16 protein-coding genes are annotated in these 13,100 nt (G+C 63.5%); 6 read left to right on the top strand and 10 right to left on the bottom strand.

The genetic code is table 11. The features are described 5' to 3' along the window. The first annotated feature begins 452 nt into the window (after nucleotides 1-452). Together I1A62_RS15160 and I1A62_RS15155 are read left to right on the top strand one after the other, a co-directional pair. A complete protein-coding gene (locus tag I1A62_RS15160; RefSeq protein WP_124389659.1) occupies nucleotides 453-1,334 on the top strand; it encodes an SDR family NAD(P)-dependent oxidoreductase in 882 nt (293 codons plus the stop codon). A 5-nt stretch (nucleotides 1,335-1,339) separates the two neighbouring features. After that, nucleotides 1,340-1,573 carry a ferredoxin gene (locus tag I1A62_RS15155; protein WP_124389658.1) on the top strand — a complete coding sequence of 78 codons (234 nt, stop codon included), beginning with the start codon at nucleotides 1,340-1,342 and terminating at the stop codon, nucleotides 1,571-1,573. A 227-nt stretch (nucleotides 1,574-1,800) separates the two neighbouring features. Here I1A62_RS15155 and I1A62_RS15150 read toward each other — a convergent pair whose 3' ends face one another. After that, on the bottom strand, nucleotides 1,801-2,799 hold the full coding sequence (locus I1A62_RS15150; RefSeq protein WP_219459036.1) for an MBL fold metallo-hydrolase: 999 nt from the start codon (nucleotides 2,797-2,799) through the stop codon (nucleotides 1,801-1,803). Between the two features lie 232 nt (nucleotides 2,800-3,031). Between I1A62_RS15150 and I1A62_RS15145 the strand changes: the two genes are divergently transcribed. Then, the gene (locus I1A62_RS15145; protein WP_124389656.1) at nucleotides 3,032-3,913 is read left to right on the top strand and encodes a glycine-rich protein; all 882 of its coding nucleotides are present in this window, start codon (nucleotides 3,032-3,034) and stop codon (nucleotides 3,911-3,913) included. Nucleotides 3,914-4,014: 101 nt separating this feature from the next. On the opposite strand, the gene I1A62_RS15140 is transcribed toward I1A62_RS15145, so the two are convergent. Further along, nucleotides 4,015-4,479 carry a CarD family transcriptional regulator gene (locus I1A62_RS15140; RefSeq protein WP_241032480.1) on the bottom strand — a complete coding sequence of 155 codons (465 nt, stop codon included), beginning with the start codon at nucleotides 4,477-4,479 and terminating at the stop codon, nucleotides 4,015-4,017. Between the two features lie 159 nt (nucleotides 4,480-4,638). Between I1A62_RS15140 and I1A62_RS15135 the strand changes: the two genes are divergently transcribed. After that, the gene (locus tag I1A62_RS15135; RefSeq protein ID WP_219459035.1) at nucleotides 4,639-5,274 is read left to right on the top strand and encodes a TetR family transcriptional regulator; all 636 of its coding nucleotides are present in this window, start codon (nucleotides 4,639-4,641) and stop codon (nucleotides 5,272-5,274) included. A 25-nt stretch (nucleotides 5,275-5,299) separates the two neighbouring features. Here the strand turns inward: I1A62_RS15135 and I1A62_RS15130 are convergent, their stop codons facing one another. The 7 genes from I1A62_RS15130 to I1A62_RS15100 form a co-directional block, all read right to left on the bottom strand. Further along, nucleotides 5,300-5,710 (bottom strand): secondary thiamine-phosphate synthase enzyme YjbQ, encoded by a 411-nt coding sequence (locus tag I1A62_RS15130; RefSeq protein WP_124389653.1) that lies wholly within the window; start codon nucleotides 5,708-5,710, stop codon nucleotides 5,300-5,302. A 69-nt stretch (nucleotides 5,711-5,779) separates the two neighbouring features. Next, nucleotides 5,780-6,076: a hypothetical protein gene (locus I1A62_RS15125; protein ID WP_124389652.1), complete on the bottom strand. Its 297-nt coding sequence runs from the start codon at nucleotides 6,074-6,076 to the stop codon at nucleotides 5,780-5,782. Next, nucleotides 6,073-6,423 (bottom strand): hypothetical protein, encoded by a 351-nt coding sequence (locus tag I1A62_RS15120; protein WP_225857896.1) that lies wholly within the window; start codon nucleotides 6,421-6,423, stop codon nucleotides 6,073-6,075. Before I1A62_RS15120 ends, I1A62_RS15125 begins: the two co-directional genes overlap by 4 nt. A 16-nt stretch (nucleotides 6,424-6,439) precedes the next feature. Then, nucleotides 6,440-7,804: a hypothetical protein gene (locus tag I1A62_RS15115; RefSeq protein ID WP_124389651.1), complete on the bottom strand. Its 1,365-nt coding sequence runs from the start codon at nucleotides 7,802-7,804 to the stop codon at nucleotides 6,440-6,442. After that, nucleotides 7,804-8,097: a hypothetical protein gene (locus I1A62_RS15110; RefSeq protein WP_257890808.1), complete on the bottom strand. Its 294-nt coding sequence runs from the start codon at nucleotides 8,095-8,097 to the stop codon at nucleotides 7,804-7,806. The genes I1A62_RS15115 and I1A62_RS15110 overlap by 1 nt, the downstream gene beginning before the upstream one ends. A gap of 190 nt (nucleotides 8,098-8,287) precedes the next feature. Beyond that, nucleotides 8,288-8,977: a tellurium resistance protein gene (locus I1A62_RS15105; protein WP_219459034.1), complete on the bottom strand. Its 690-nt coding sequence runs from the start codon at nucleotides 8,975-8,977 to the stop codon at nucleotides 8,288-8,290. A gap of 107 nt (nucleotides 8,978-9,084) precedes the next feature. After that, nucleotides 9,085-9,504, bottom strand: a complete 420-nt coding sequence (locus I1A62_RS15100; protein WP_219459033.1) for a CoA-binding protein — start codon at nucleotides 9,502-9,504, stop codon at nucleotides 9,085-9,087. 78 nt (nucleotides 9,505-9,582) lie between these two features. Between I1A62_RS15100 and I1A62_RS15095 the strand changes: the two genes are divergently transcribed. Continuing rightward, a complete protein-coding gene (locus tag I1A62_RS15095) occupies nucleotides 9,583-11,232 on the top strand; it encodes an NERD domain-containing protein (RefSeq protein ID WP_219459032.1) in 1,650 nt (549 codons plus the stop codon). Nucleotides 11,233-11,238: 6 nt separating this feature from the next. Here I1A62_RS15095 and I1A62_RS46355 read toward each other — a convergent pair whose 3' ends face one another. Further along, nucleotides 11,239-11,994, bottom strand: a complete 756-nt coding sequence (locus tag I1A62_RS46355) for a hypothetical protein (protein ID WP_257890807.1) — start codon at nucleotides 11,992-11,994, stop codon at nucleotides 11,239-11,241. A gap of 161 nt (nucleotides 11,995-12,155) precedes the next feature. Between I1A62_RS46355 and I1A62_RS15085 the strand changes: the two genes are divergently transcribed. Beyond that, nucleotides 12,156-13,088, top strand: coding sequence for a hypothetical protein (locus I1A62_RS15085; protein ID WP_219459031.1), 933 nt, complete (start codon nucleotides 12,156-12,158; stop codon nucleotides 13,086-13,088). The last annotated feature ends 12 nt before the right edge of the window (nucleotides 13,089-13,100 follow it).

Here is a 13,100-nt window from a genome sequence, read left to right as displayed (position 1 = left end):
ATCACCGGCAGGACGATCAAGGTTGACGGCAAGAAGAATTCACGTTGAGTCCAGGAAGGCACAGAACGGCGACAACTATGAGAATGAAGACGAGATTGACCTGCCCGTGTGGCTCATCGATCGTCGGCAGTGACGAAGACGATCTGGTGGTCAAGACCCAGGCGCATCTGACCGAATCGCATCCGGGAATGGAGTATTCGCGGGATGAGATCCTTTTCATCGCGTACTAGCCAGGTTGTCACGCGCGGCAACGGTCTTCATCGATGAGTGATTCTTCGGTCGAATATCGCTCGCCGAGAATCGAATTGCCACGCGTGACAGGTTACGGCTCATTCACACAGAACGAAACGTATGTCCGAAATCTCGCGCACATGGCAGTTGGGTTCCGAATGGAAGCCGCTGTCACACAACATTCTTCATTCATCTTCGGCCATTCGATCTAAGGAGACTCCATGAAACTCGAAGGTAAAGTCGCGCTGATCACCGGTGCCGGGTCCGGGCTGGGGCGTGAGGCGTCGCAGTTGTTCGCGTCGGAGGGCGCGAAGGTCGCAGTGGTCGACATCGATCCGGAGCGTGCGAAGGGCACGGTCGAGCTGGTCGAGAAGCAGGGCGGTTCGGCGATCGCGGTCGCTGCGGATGTGCGGGTGGAACAGCAGGTGATCGATGCGGTGGCGGCGACGGTGGCAGCGTTCGGCAAGCTCGATATCGCGTGGGCCAATGCGGGCATCGTCTCGCGTGGTGGTGTGCCATCGGTCGCGGGTGGTGAGCAGGTCGAGTTCCAGGATCTCTCCGACGCTGACTGGCAGGACGTCATCGGTGTGAACTTGTCGGGCGTGTTCTACACCGCGAAGGCTGCGGTGCCGGCGCTGCGGGCCGCTGGTGGTGGTGTGATCCTTGCGACGTCGTCGGCGGCGTCGTTCGCGGCGTACCACAGCATCGCGGCCTACTCGGCGACGAAAGCCGGTGTAAACGGAATGGTTCGGGGTCTGAGCTTGGATCTGGGGAAGTATGGAATCCGTGTCAATGCGATCGCGCCGACGCACGGAATGTCGCCGAACTTCCTGGCTCCGGCGGGTTCGCCAGTAGTGGGTCGGTCGTACGAGGAGGTGTCAGGTCCGTGGGATCCGACAGTGTCGCCGATTCCGCTCAAGCTCAATCGACCGCCGTCGCTGAAGGATAACGCACGTGCTGCGTTGTTCCTGGTGTCGGATGATTCGGCGTACATCTCGGGTGTGACGCTTCCGACGACGGACGGTGGGACGTTGTCTCGTGTGGCGATGATGTTCCCGGAGGATGGGAACAATCCGCCGCCCATGGTCACCGGCGAAGAGTGACGTCAATGGCTGCGCACGACTCGGAATCGCAGCACGACACGCGTCGACTGCTCGTGGATCGCTCGGTGTGCGCCGGGCACGGTATGTGTTACAGCCGTTCCCCTGAGGTCGTAGACTGTGACGATGCCGGGTATCCGGTGATCCTCCGTGACGAGCTCGTACTCGAGGAGCACATCGCGGCAGCCGAGGAGGCGGTCGCGGTGTGCCCTGAACGGGCGCTGACTCTCGCATCGTCCTGATTCCTCAGGAACATACATCTTGTGGAACAGAATTCGATCGATCGAGGGCGGCACGCCAGCGGTAAAACTGAACCGGCGTGCAACTCGGTTCACGGGTGCCAGGCTGAACGCTGATGGGGCAGCGGTCGTTGTGGCACAGGCGCATCCAGAGTTTGCACGTCAGATGTAGCCGGTCCCCCCCTACGTGAGCGGCAAAGCGTGCCCGAGGACGCTTTGCCGCTCACGTGTCAGCGGCGGGCGAAGACGGCGGGTTTGCTGTCGGGGACCTGGGCGACGAGGTCGCGGGCGACGAGGTGCCGAAGGTGAGCCGCTGCCTCGGACAGCGCCATGCCCTTGCCCATGGGGGAGATGTCGGCCCACGGCTTGTACCACTTCATGCGCTCGGCGACCTGCCACACGGTGATCTGGTCGTCGCCGAAAGCCTTGTACAGGTGGTCGAGTCGCTCTTCGTGGTGCTCGATCAGTTCGCCGGCGCGGCCCGCGACGTCGTCGATGGGGATGCCGTGCGCGCCGAGACCGCGAGTGATGTTCATTGTCTGGACGCGGCGCAGCGAGTCCATGAACTCGGCGAGGGCGTCGCGTTCCTCGAGCGGGTAGACGAAGTTGCCGACGTGCGGCGTCGTCTTCTGCAGGACGTGGTCGCCGGTGAACATCACGTCGGCGTCTTCCAGATAGAAGCAGATGTGGCCCGGGGTGTGGCCCGGGGTATAGACGGCGCGCAGGCCGCGACCGGTGAGCGCAATGAGTTCGTCGTCGACGAGGACACGGTCGGGGGCCGAATCGGGACCCGTCGGCGGCTTCCCCGCCGCGGACTTCTCGAACGCCTCGAGGTCCGCCGGGGCCGCGCCGGCGCGCGTCATGTTGGCCTTCTGGTACTCCAGCCACTCCGGGCCGTGACCGGTCGACATGTGCTCGAACATCTCGTGGTCGGATTCGTGCATCGCGATCCACGCCCCGGAGGCCTCCCGGACGCGACCACACAGACCTGTGTGGTCGGGGTGGAAGTGAGTGAGGACGACGCCTTCCACGTCCTTCACCGAGTGCCCGATGGCCTCGAGTCCGGAGGTGAGGCCTGCCCACGCGTTGTCGTCGTCCCAGCCGGCGTCGACGAGGATCAGCCCGCCGGGGGATTCCATCGCGTACACGAGTGTGTGACCAAGGGGATTGTCGGTAATCGGGACCGGAATCTGGAAGATCCCGTCACCGATGGGCGCCGCGTCGCTCATGTGCATACCTCGTTGCCTAGGTGAACAAATTAGTTCTACTTACCTTCATACTGACCTTTCGACGCGGATTGCGATACCGCGGGTCCCGATTAGCGGTACGGCACATGCTGTGAACTGGGGTTTTCGGCGGAGTTGTCGGCTCCGAGATCGGAAGACCCGCTCGGAGCCGGACGCTGTGGAATGCTCCACTCGGACCAGCTTTCACGTGCTCGCGTTGCGACAGGAGACTGCTTTGACCACAAACCTCGTTCGATCACGCCGCCGGTGGTACACGACCGGAATGTGTGGACTCGCTGTAGTCGGCGCCTCGGGGCTGCTCGCCCCCAGCCTGGCGATTGCCGCGCCGGCCGCGCTGCCTGTCGGGTGCGTGCAAGGCGCGGGCACGCAGGTGACCTGCACGTTCACGTTCACCGGCAGTGCGCAGTCGTTCACGGTCCCCGAAGGCATTACCAGCCTGGCGGTGACGGCAACGGGCGGACGTGGTGGAAACGGTGGTCAGAACCTCGGCGGCGCCGCGGCTGTCGCAACCGGGCGGCTGACGGTCGCCGCCGGTGACGCGCTGTACATCCAGGTCGGCGGGAACGGCGGTGACGGCACCGGGCAGGCCGGATACAACGGCGGCGGAGCCGGTGGTGCCGGTGCCGGCGGGGGAGGCGGGGCGTCCGACGTTCGCACCGGCTCAGGTGAGCTGACGGATCGCCAGATCGTCGCGGCAGGCGGCGGCGGTGCGGGCGACACGTACATCGGTGGCGCAGGGAACCTGACCCCGAGTGGACCCGACGGCCAAGCGGGCGGCGGCGGAGGAGGCGGCGGCGGTGCGACCGGGGTCGCGGGTGGCGTCGGAGGCAACGGTGGCAGTGACCCGCACGGTTCGCCGGGTGAAGCCGGAATCGGAGGCGTCGCTGCAGGCGCGAGCGGCGGCGGTGGCGGCGGCTGGTTCGGGGGCGGTGGCGGCGCCGACAACTACGGCGGTGGCGGAGGTGGTGGTGGCTCGTCCTACGCGCCGGGCGGGACCTTCGCCGCCGCTGCGGCGGACGCGGCACCCACCGTCATCATCACCTACGGGCAGGGCTCGGGAACCGGCTCGCTCGGAAATCTGTTCGGTAGCAGCTGATCTCAGGATCTGTGCTGGAGATGTGGTAGGTCGCAAGTCGACTCGACGACATCGGCGGCAGTCCGGAAGTCTCGTCCGGGCTGCCGCCGATTCTCGTGTCGTCAGACTGCGGCGACCGCCGCGGTGGAGTCGGCGGACTCGTAGATAGCTTCGATGCGGCGCCGAGTCTCGTCCGGGTCGGACTTCATTGCGAGGACGAGTTCGGAAATGACGAGCTGCATCGCGTGCTCGAGCTGCCGCTTCTCGCCCGCCGACAGGGGCTTTTCCTGTGAACGGGTCATCAGATCGCGGATGACTTCGCTCACCGTGAAAATTCCGCCCACGGTCAGTTTTTCCTGATTGGCCTTGAACCGGCGAGACCAGTTGGACGGGTCGTCGACCGTCGGCCCGCGCAGGATGTCGAAGACTCGACCGACTTCATCGTTGTTGATCGCGTTCCGAACGCCGATGGCCTCGGCTTTCGCGACGGGGATCTCGATGGACAGCCCGGTCTGAGCGACTTCGAACTGCACGTAATCGGTGGGTAGATCTTTGAACATCCGGGTCGTGAGCTTTGTGACGGTCACCGACCCGTGGTGCGGGTACAGGAAAATATCACCGATATTGAGATTCATTGATTACCTACCCTTCGCATACATTATGACACACGCTGCCATGTTGACAACGGATGCCCGGATGTGAACGATCGACCCGTGGGGTTCTCCTACCGATAACGAAGGCCGTTGATGACCAGACTCGAAGTGTTCCCCGTACCGTCTGACCTGCCTGTTGGCCCTTTGGGGCTGCGGGAGCGGCGACGTGAGCAGACGAACGTGGAGATCAGTGAGACTGCCCTCACACTGTTTGAGAGCAAGGGTGTCGAGGCCACAACCGTCGGGGAAATCGCGCAAGCGGCGGGAGTGTCTCAGCGCACGTTCTTTCGATACTTCGCCACGAAGGAAGAGGCCGCGCTCCGGGACCACTGGGCGTTCGAGGCGGTCGTGGCATCACGGCTCGACCAACTCGACGCGACCGTCTCTCCGAGGCTCGCGTTGGAGACGTCCTTCGCGGACGCATTGGTGACGTACGCGGACAGTTCGTCGACACCCTGCCGGCGATTGCTGCGGGTGAACAGGCTCATCAAGAAGGAACCGGCTTTGCGTGCTGTGCTGGCGCGCGAGAGTGTGCGACGGACCGCGGTCCTGGTCGACGTGGTGTCGACGACATTCGACTGCTCCGACTTGCAGATTCGACTGGCCGTCGACGTGTCGGTCGCCATCCTCCGGGCGGCGTTGGAGACGTGGGTGGATCGGTCATCCAGCGACGAGACGGCGAGCCTCCCCGAGATCTATTCCTCGGCAAGGGGACTCGCGCGCGCGTGATATGACGCGTCCCGCCGGTGCTGACTCAAGCGGCGAGGAAGCTGAACCGGACGTGCCGCACCGGGTTGTCGACATTGGTGTCGACGAGGCAGACGGACTGCCAGGTGCCCGTCGCGAGCGCGCCGTCGAAGACAGGAACGGACGCGTACGGCGGCAGGAATGCCGGCAGCACGTGGTCGCGGCCGTGTCCGTGGCTGCCGTGGCGGTGGTGCCACCGGTCGTCGCGCGGAAGCACGTCGTCGATCGCGCGCAGCAGGTCGTCGTCGCTCCCGGCTCCGGTCTCGATGACGACGAGTCCCGCCGTGGCGTGCGGCACCCAGACATGCAGCAGCCCATCGCCGGCGCCGGCCGACGCGAGGAACTTCTCGATCTCGCGGGTCAGGTCGTACACCACCGGCTCAGCGCCGGTGCGAACCTCGATCTCGGTACTGAACATAGTCACGACGGTAGCCCGCAGGTGCGTGATATTCGAGCGGGACGTATGCGGCGGGTCCGCCACCGGTCGCTATCCGGCCACTGCGCCAACCACGTGACCTATGCCTGCCGTGATCGGAACCGCCAGCAACGCGCAGAGCGGCGTCAACAACCCGATGAGCACTCCACACGCGATGCGCCGATAGATCTGTCCGACAATGAAGAACGCAACCATTGTGACAAGGGCGAGCATGAGAGCGACCCATGCCCAGGCCGGGGTGCCCGAATCAGTCGACGGATTCACGATTCCGATGACAACGAGCACGACGGTAATCGCCATGGAAAGGTAGGTGGCGGCACCGAACCAGGTGTCAGCTTTCTCGGTCACGGAGCCACCGCATACTTCGCATCGATATTGATCGCGAAGTGGATTGCCGCGAACTCCAATCCCACTAACGCAGCAGTGACAATTCCCAACGCGAACCCGCGCTTGGTCGCCGATCTGCTCGTAAACAGCGCGGCTGCAATCAGAATGCTGATGACGGCTTCGGCCCCGACGGCGGCGAACTCGACAGAAACGTCGGCGTGGTTGCCGGGGAAGTGAGCATCCACCACTGGAGCGACCACAAAGAATCCCGCGACGATTAACGCGAGCCACGCCGGAGTGCCCAGAGTTGCGGCTCTCCAGTAGCCGGGGCCGGTTGTCGCAGCCCTTCTCAGCTCATTCATCAACATTCGACCTGTCTCCTGGTCACTTCACGCGCGGTGGATTGTCGGTGCTGCCCAGGGTTGTGCCGGGAAGATCGGACACGGTGGGCGGAATGCGCCCAGCCCATTCCTGAACGTGCTGAAACTGTTCCAGTGCACGTTCGCCGCTGCCGACGTCATGGTCAGTCCAGAGGTTGAGCGCCGGACCCCATGGTTGACCCGAGGCAGCGGGATCAACAGCTACCGTGTGCGTGGTGCCAGTGGGATCGTCTTGGTACACCTCGAAAGACGGGTAGTCGGCGCGCGTTCCATTCACCGTCACACCAGTGGATCCGGGCATCCCAGGCTGCCCTTGCCCTGGCGTAATCACCACATCGCCGTGCACAGTGGGCATTGCATCGCCGGGTGCTTCGAATGGTCCGACTTTCGGATGGAAGGGGTTCGCTGCTTCGTACTTCAGGCGCACTGATCCGTCGTCCGCCTGCCACACCTCGGCGTCCGGAGACCCAACCTTCACTTCACCGTTGGTATCGACCGACGGGTTCTGCCGCATGACGACGATGCCGTTCTCATAGTCGACATATGTGGTTACTCTGCTGTTTTCGGGATCGAAGTCGGGATTGTTCGGTCGATTATCTCCCAGGTCGTAGTACGGCCGGTTGAACACCGAGTATTGCTCGATGAAGCTACTCGTCCGAACGACCCCCTGGCCCGGTACCGGATCGATGTGCACAATTTTGATTTCCGGCTGCACCCCTTGGTACTTCTCTGTGTAGCTGTTCGGATTCAGCACGGTGGCGGTTTGCCAGTCACTTGGCGAGAGCGGGTATCGCCCGAACATGTCATTGAACGCTTCAGCTGAAACTTGATCGCGGGCTTCCTGCGGGCCGACAACATGTTCTGCGCCCGAGGGATCGAGCCCCTCAGGTAGTTGATTTCCGCAGGCCCGGATCTCGACGGCGGCGTCGCGAATCTTTCTCGCGGTGTCATCCGCGACCACCATGAGCTCCCGCAACGCGGCAGCGATGGCGGACGAATGTTGCTCAGCCTTAACGGCATCGCCGGCAACGGACCAGTCATCGCCCACAGTGCAATGGTCGGCCTCGGCCTCAGCCGTTCTGGAGCTGACGACAGTCAGATGAGAAACAAGATTGTTCGCACCTTGATCGAGCACATCGATGAGCTCCACGATCTCGCGCGATGTCCGTGCACCGATATCGCAGTCGGTTCCGATCCGGTCGTATGCCGCATCGTACGATTCGCCGTGCCAGTGACTTCCCGCATTCTGGATCCCGGAACGCATTCGATCGAGCTGGCTTGCGTAGTCGGCGTCCCCGACGCGCAGGCCAGCGGCGACATCGAGGAGCGCGGCCGGCTTCCATCGTTCGATCTCGCTGCGCGTCGGCATCAGGGGAGAGCTCCGATTGCGTTCAGTCGCGATCGAAAGTCGTCCTCCGAAACGTCGAACCCGTGCGCGTTACCTGTCGCGACAGCCGCGATTCGCCTCGCTCGCTGCGCCATTCGCAGATATGCGCCTTCGATGAACTCGCCGGCCTCGTCGAGTGCAGCAGGGACATCGCAGCCCGGCATGAAGTCACCCACCGTGTTGATCGAGCCACGGACCTCGATGTCATCGATCGTTTCACCTACGTCATACATAGATGAAGCGAGCACTCGCAGTTCTGCTGGATCGACTTTCACGATGTATCCCCCCGAAGTATCCCCTCATCTCACGCTATCTGGATCCCCTCGATCCGGCTCCGCAAGGTCGCGAGGAGTATATTCGATGCCCAACTCTGGTGCCGACTGCGGGTGGACGCCGCATGGCCTGGTGAGGAGTTCTGGTGTGGGCCGACGGCCTGAGGCGCCAGGTCTGCCGCCACGGAATCTACTACTTGCGGCCGGCGGCCCATTTCATGCCCCAGTTGTAGGTCTTGTCGAGATCGGCCTGGCTGCCTTCGACGTACTTCACTTCGCGGGTCACGGTGATGCCCTGTCCGGTGTTCTGCAGCATCGCGATGGCGCAGATGCGAGCGGAGCTGTTGGCCGAGTCCAGGCGCACCTCCACCTCGGGGCCGCTGGTGGGGTAGAGGGTGACGACGCCGTCCACGGCTGCCCAGTTGGGTGCGCCATCGTAGATCATCGCGAAGATGAGGATGCGCTTGAACATTTCCGGTCGGTCGAGGTTGATGTGCATGTTCTCGCCGCCGGTCACGGTGCCGGTGCGGTCGTCGGCGTCGAGCTGGATGAATGGCGCAGTCTGCAGCGATCCGAAGCTGTTGCCGAGTGCCTGGACGACACCCTTCGATCCGTCGGCAAGTTCGTAGAGACAGCCGAGGTCCAGGTCGATGCCGTTGCTGCCGCCCGCGGCGGCCGCAAGTTTCGCGAAGAAACCGGCCTTCTTCGGCTGCGGAGTCGCGCCCGTCGACCAGTTGAGATTGACCCGCATCGCACCCTGTCGCTCACCGGACTTCGTGAGGCTGACCGACGGCGCGGCCTTCGACAGCGTCACCTTGCTCAGGTTGACTCCGCCCTGCGGTGCAGCAGGAGTGGAGGGGCGTCGGGTGTAGTCGATAGCCACAGGTGGGAACCTTCCGATTGACGGAGCGCGTCAGACCGTTGTCCGATTTGCACGATTTCGGTCCAGAGTAGCCGTAGTCACGTGGTCGGACGTCAGCCCGGCCACGGTCACGCTGATTCCCGCGCACTCCACTCGATCGCCGGGCAGGTGTCCATCACCATCGCGACGCCCTGTGCGGTCGTCCGCTGGAAAGCGGCCTCGTCGATGACGCCCAATTGGAACCAGACGCCTTTCGCGCCCACCGCGACGGCCTGGTCCGCGAACTCGCCGGCGGCCTCGGACTGTCGGAAGACGTCGACGACGTCGATCGGGAACGGGACGTCCGCGAGTGTGGCGTACCCCTGCTCGCCGAGCACGGTCGGTGCGGTGGGATGGATGGGGACGATTCGTTTTCCTCGGCGCTGCAGCAACTCCGCAATGCGGTACGCCGTTCGGTCGGGATTGCCGGAGAGCCCGACGATCGCCCACGTCTCCCAATCGTCGAGCATCGACGAGACGGCACTGGGGTCCTGCCACGAAGTGTCCACACCGCAAAACTACTACTCACCGCGGACTTCAGCCGGGATCGCAGAGCTGAACTGAACCGTCCGTGCGAAAGTATCCGCATGGTGATCCGCATCCCCGAGAATCCGCGCCTGGTGAATGGTTCCGAGGAATCGGTGTGGAATGCGCTGTTGTGTCAGCTCGGTGATGGTGACCTGGTGGTGGCAAACCAGCGGGTCACCGACCGACTCAAGGACCACGAGATCGATTTCGTGGTGGCGCTCGAGGGGTACGGGATCGTCTGCCTGGAGGTGAAGGGCGGGCAGATCTGGCACGACGGCAGCGATTGGTACCAGGAGCAGCGAAAAGGGCCGACGGTGATTCACCCGGTTCGGCAAGCACGTGACGCGCTGTATGCCCTGCGCAGCTATGTGGAAGCCGACCCGCGCTGGAGTCACGGGCGGCTGCGTTGGGACCACGTGGTGGTCTTCCCCAACACCGAACTCGCCGACGACTTCGGACTGCCGGAATGCCCACGGTGGAAGGTGATCGACCGCAGCGACCTGGACGACGTCGTGTCGCGGCTGCAGAAGGTGCTGTCCGGCCAGCAACTGGACCGCCCGGCGCTGCCCGACGACGGGGTCGATCAGCTCACTACCGTCCTCTCCGGACGCGGACTGCCGCAACGCGACGTGGTGGCGAGGGCGATCGCGAACGAAGACGCGGCCGATGCACTCACCGCCCAGCAGTCCGTGATACTCGACGCGATCCGGCTGTTGCACCGGGTCGAGGTGCGGGGCGGCGCCGGAAGCGGCAAGACATTCCTCGCGGTCGAGAAGGCGCGGCGGTTGGCGAAGCAGGGGCGGCGCGTCGCACTCATCTGCTACTCGCACGGGTTGGCGTCGTATCTCGAGCGGTTGACCGCCACCTGGTCCTACAAGGAGCGTCCCGCGTACGTGGGCGAGTTCCACGCGCTGGGGCAACTGTGGGGAGCGCCCGAGGGCCCGGACGAGAGCATCCGCAACACCGACACCGTGCAGTTCTGGGAACACGATCTACCGCGCCACATGGCGGAGTTGGCGTCGGAACTTCCGTTGCGCGACCGGTTCGACGCGGTGGTCGTGGACGAGGCGCAGGATTTTGCCGACGACTGGTGGGGTCCGCTGCTGGCAGCGCTGCGTGACGACGAAGAAGGCGCAATCTACGTATTCAGTGATGAGGGGCAGCGAGTATTCGACAGGCAGGGCGTTCCGCCGATTCAGTTGGTCCCGTTGGTGCTCGATCACAACCTGCGGAACACCCGCCAGATCGCAGACTCGTTCACACCGCTGGTCGGGCAACGGATGCGCCTACTCGGCGGGGAGGGCCCCGAGGTGCTCTTCGTGCCCTGTGCGGCAGAGGACGCGCTGACGGTTGCCGACGACCAGATCGATTCGTTGATGGACGAGGGTTGGCGTCCGGAGGATCTGGCATTGCTTGCCACGGGCAGCCGCCACCCGGAGCAGGTGAGCCGGCAGACGGAGGGCAACGCGGCGTACTGGGACAGCTTCTGGGATACCGAGCAGGTGTTCTACGGGCACGTCCTGGGATTCAAGGGACTCGAACGGCGTGCCGTCGTGCTGGCGCTCAATGAGAAGGTGGTGCAGGAGCGTTCGCGGGAGCGGCTGTATGTCGGCTTGTCGCGGGCGCGCGATCAGCTCGTGGTGTGCGGGGATCCGAACTTCATCCGCAGAGTCGGGGGAGCAGAGTTGGCCAAACGCATGGGGATCTGACTCGCGTCACGTCGCCCAGCGATACCCGCACCCGCCGCAGATCCATTCAGGCACTGGATCAGTGACGATGCATCCCAACGGAACTGTCCACGGCGGTACCGGCTCGCCCGGATTCGGCATGCCGATCGACGCGGACCTAGTCTGCGATGCGCCGCATCGTGGACAGCTCGGATGGAAGGAGAAGCGGTAGTCGAGGAAGGTGGAAAATCCGCCCTCGGTCATCTCAGTCTGGCACCTGCAGCACAACACAGCCGGCCAGTCATGCGCCGGACCGTAATAATTCCACTGGTCGACGCCATTCTCGGCCGTGTGGATGTGTACTCTCTCCCGCGCGGCACCGCCACGCAAGTCGATCGTCTCTCCGCAGGCGGTGCACTTGCCGGCCGACTTCAGCAGCACACGTGCCGCGGCGGCGGTGGTGTGTGATGTCTCGCCCTGTGGGGTGAACGGGTCGTCGAAGTTCGCCGAACATTTGAAAAACGGAGTAGTCAATCGGCCGGCGACGTCGTCGTCGACTCGACCTGCGGCGGTGGGAACAGCGACGCCTGCACACGCCTCGAAGGCAGCGACAGACGGAAGTGTGGCGAGCGTCCAAGACTCTGTGACCCCGATCGCGTCGAGTGACGACGGACCCGCGACCTCCATGCACAGGACAGTGCGCGGATCGGTGTCGAGAACGGTGATGAGCACGTCGCCCTTGCGAATGTGTTCGCCGATGAACCACGGGCGATAGGGCGACCTCGGTTCGAGGTACGCGATCACAGCGTCCTTCCACGGGCGTCCTTCGACGATGAAGGTTCGCTGAAGGTCGCTGTGCTCGGTCACGGCGTCATCATGCCGTGGGGGACCGACACTCCAACCACGAGCGATCTCTCCTGCGCGCCTGCACAATGAAGGCACCGCACTATGAAAGGGAGACACGGATGACGAGCACGTCGGTGAAGACATTCATTCTTCTATGGAACGGATCTGACGAAGGATACGACCCTGACGAGTTCGCCGAGGATGTGCGTCTGACCGCGCAAGGCTATCGAGTACCTATCAGATGGAGTTTCGGCCAGGGACATGGTGACCCCCAAGCCGGTGACCGGGTCTTCCTACACAAGACCGGAGCCGCCAACGGAATGATCGGCAGTGGGGAGATTCTTTCAAGTGAAGTCTTGTGGGCCGAGCATTGGGCTGATCGGAAGAAGTTTGCCCCGTACATCCAAGTTGAGTGGGACCTACTACTGGATCCTGCTGACAGACTCCCCTACGAGGACATGAAGAAGCTACTCACAGAGTTCAAGTTCCCGATACAGAACTCGGGTCGAGCCGTCTACGCGCCGTCTGACGAAACCTTGGAATTGGCCTGGGCCAGTCACGTGGCGCGTTTGGCCGATCGGGATGGGAACCCATGGCTCGGGGGAAACGCAGATCGCGCACGCTACCGCGTCTCCGGCCCTTGCCCACTCGAGCGGCATCGGGTCACGTCGTACAACGTCGCAAGTTTCACGTCAACACAAGCGGTAAAGCTTGAAGCGGAGTTGGTAGATCGATTCGCGGCCCACCTCGAGACGTTGGGTCGCACTGTTCAGGGATACCGAATCCAGCCGGAAGGAGGACTGGTACCACTCTTCGTAGACATCCACGACGCCACCAGGAATCGTCTATACGAGGCCAAAGCATCGGCATCGCGCGAGGCTGTGCGCATGGCGCTCGGCCAACTGCTGGACTACCGACGGGGCTTCGACGATCGACCCGACATTTCCGTGCTGTTGCCGGAGCGACCCGCAGAGGACCTTCTCAAGTTGCTCGCGGAGAACGGCGTCGGCTGCTGCTACGAAACGTCGAAGGGAGATTTTGAGGAAGAATGACGAAATCAGTTC

This window comes from Rhodococcus sp. USK10 (assembly GCF_019378875.1).
In the GTDB taxonomy this organism is placed as follows: Bacteria; Actinomycetota; Actinomycetes; order Mycobacteriales; family Mycobacteriaceae; genus Rhodococcus_F; species Rhodococcus_F pseudokoreensis.
Note: the sequence above shows the minus strand (reverse complement) of the source record. Positions and strands in the feature narration are given on the sequence as shown.

Excerpts from the sequence above, each read along its gene's own strand:
- I1A62_RS15160 (WP_124389659.1), top strand. The coding sequence starts at position 453 with ATGAAACTCGAAGGTAAAGTCGCGCTGATCACCGGTGCCGGGTCCGGG.
- I1A62_RS15155 (WP_124389658.1), top strand. The coding sequence starts at position 1,340 with ATGGCTGCGCACGACTCGGAATCGCAGCACGACACGCGTCGACTGCTC.
- I1A62_RS15150 (WP_219459036.1), bottom strand. The coding sequence starts at position 2,799 with ATGAGCGACGCGGCGCCCATCGGTGACGGGATCTTCCAGATTCCGGTC.
- I1A62_RS15135 (WP_219459035.1), top strand. The coding sequence starts at position 4,639 with ATGACCAGACTCGAAGTGTTCCCCGTACCGTCTGACCTGCCTGTTGGC.
- I1A62_RS15130 (WP_124389653.1), bottom strand. The coding sequence starts at position 5,710 with ATGTTCAGTACCGAGATCGAGGTTCGCACCGGCGCTGAGCCGGTGGTG.
- I1A62_RS15120 (WP_225857896.1), bottom strand. The coding sequence starts at position 6,423 with ATGTTGATGAATGAGCTGAGAAGGGCTGCGACAACCGGCCCCGGCTAC.
- I1A62_RS15115 (WP_124389651.1), bottom strand. The coding sequence starts at position 7,804 with ATGCCGACGCGCAGCGAGATCGAACGATGGAAGCCGGCCGCGCTCCTC.
- I1A62_RS15095 (WP_219459032.1), top strand. The coding sequence starts at position 9,583 with ATGGTGATCCGCATCCCCGAGAATCCGCGCCTGGTGAATGGTTCCGAG.
- I1A62_RS15085 (WP_219459031.1), top strand. The coding sequence starts at position 12,156 with ATGACGAGCACGTCGGTGAAGACATTCATTCTTCTATGGAACGGATCT.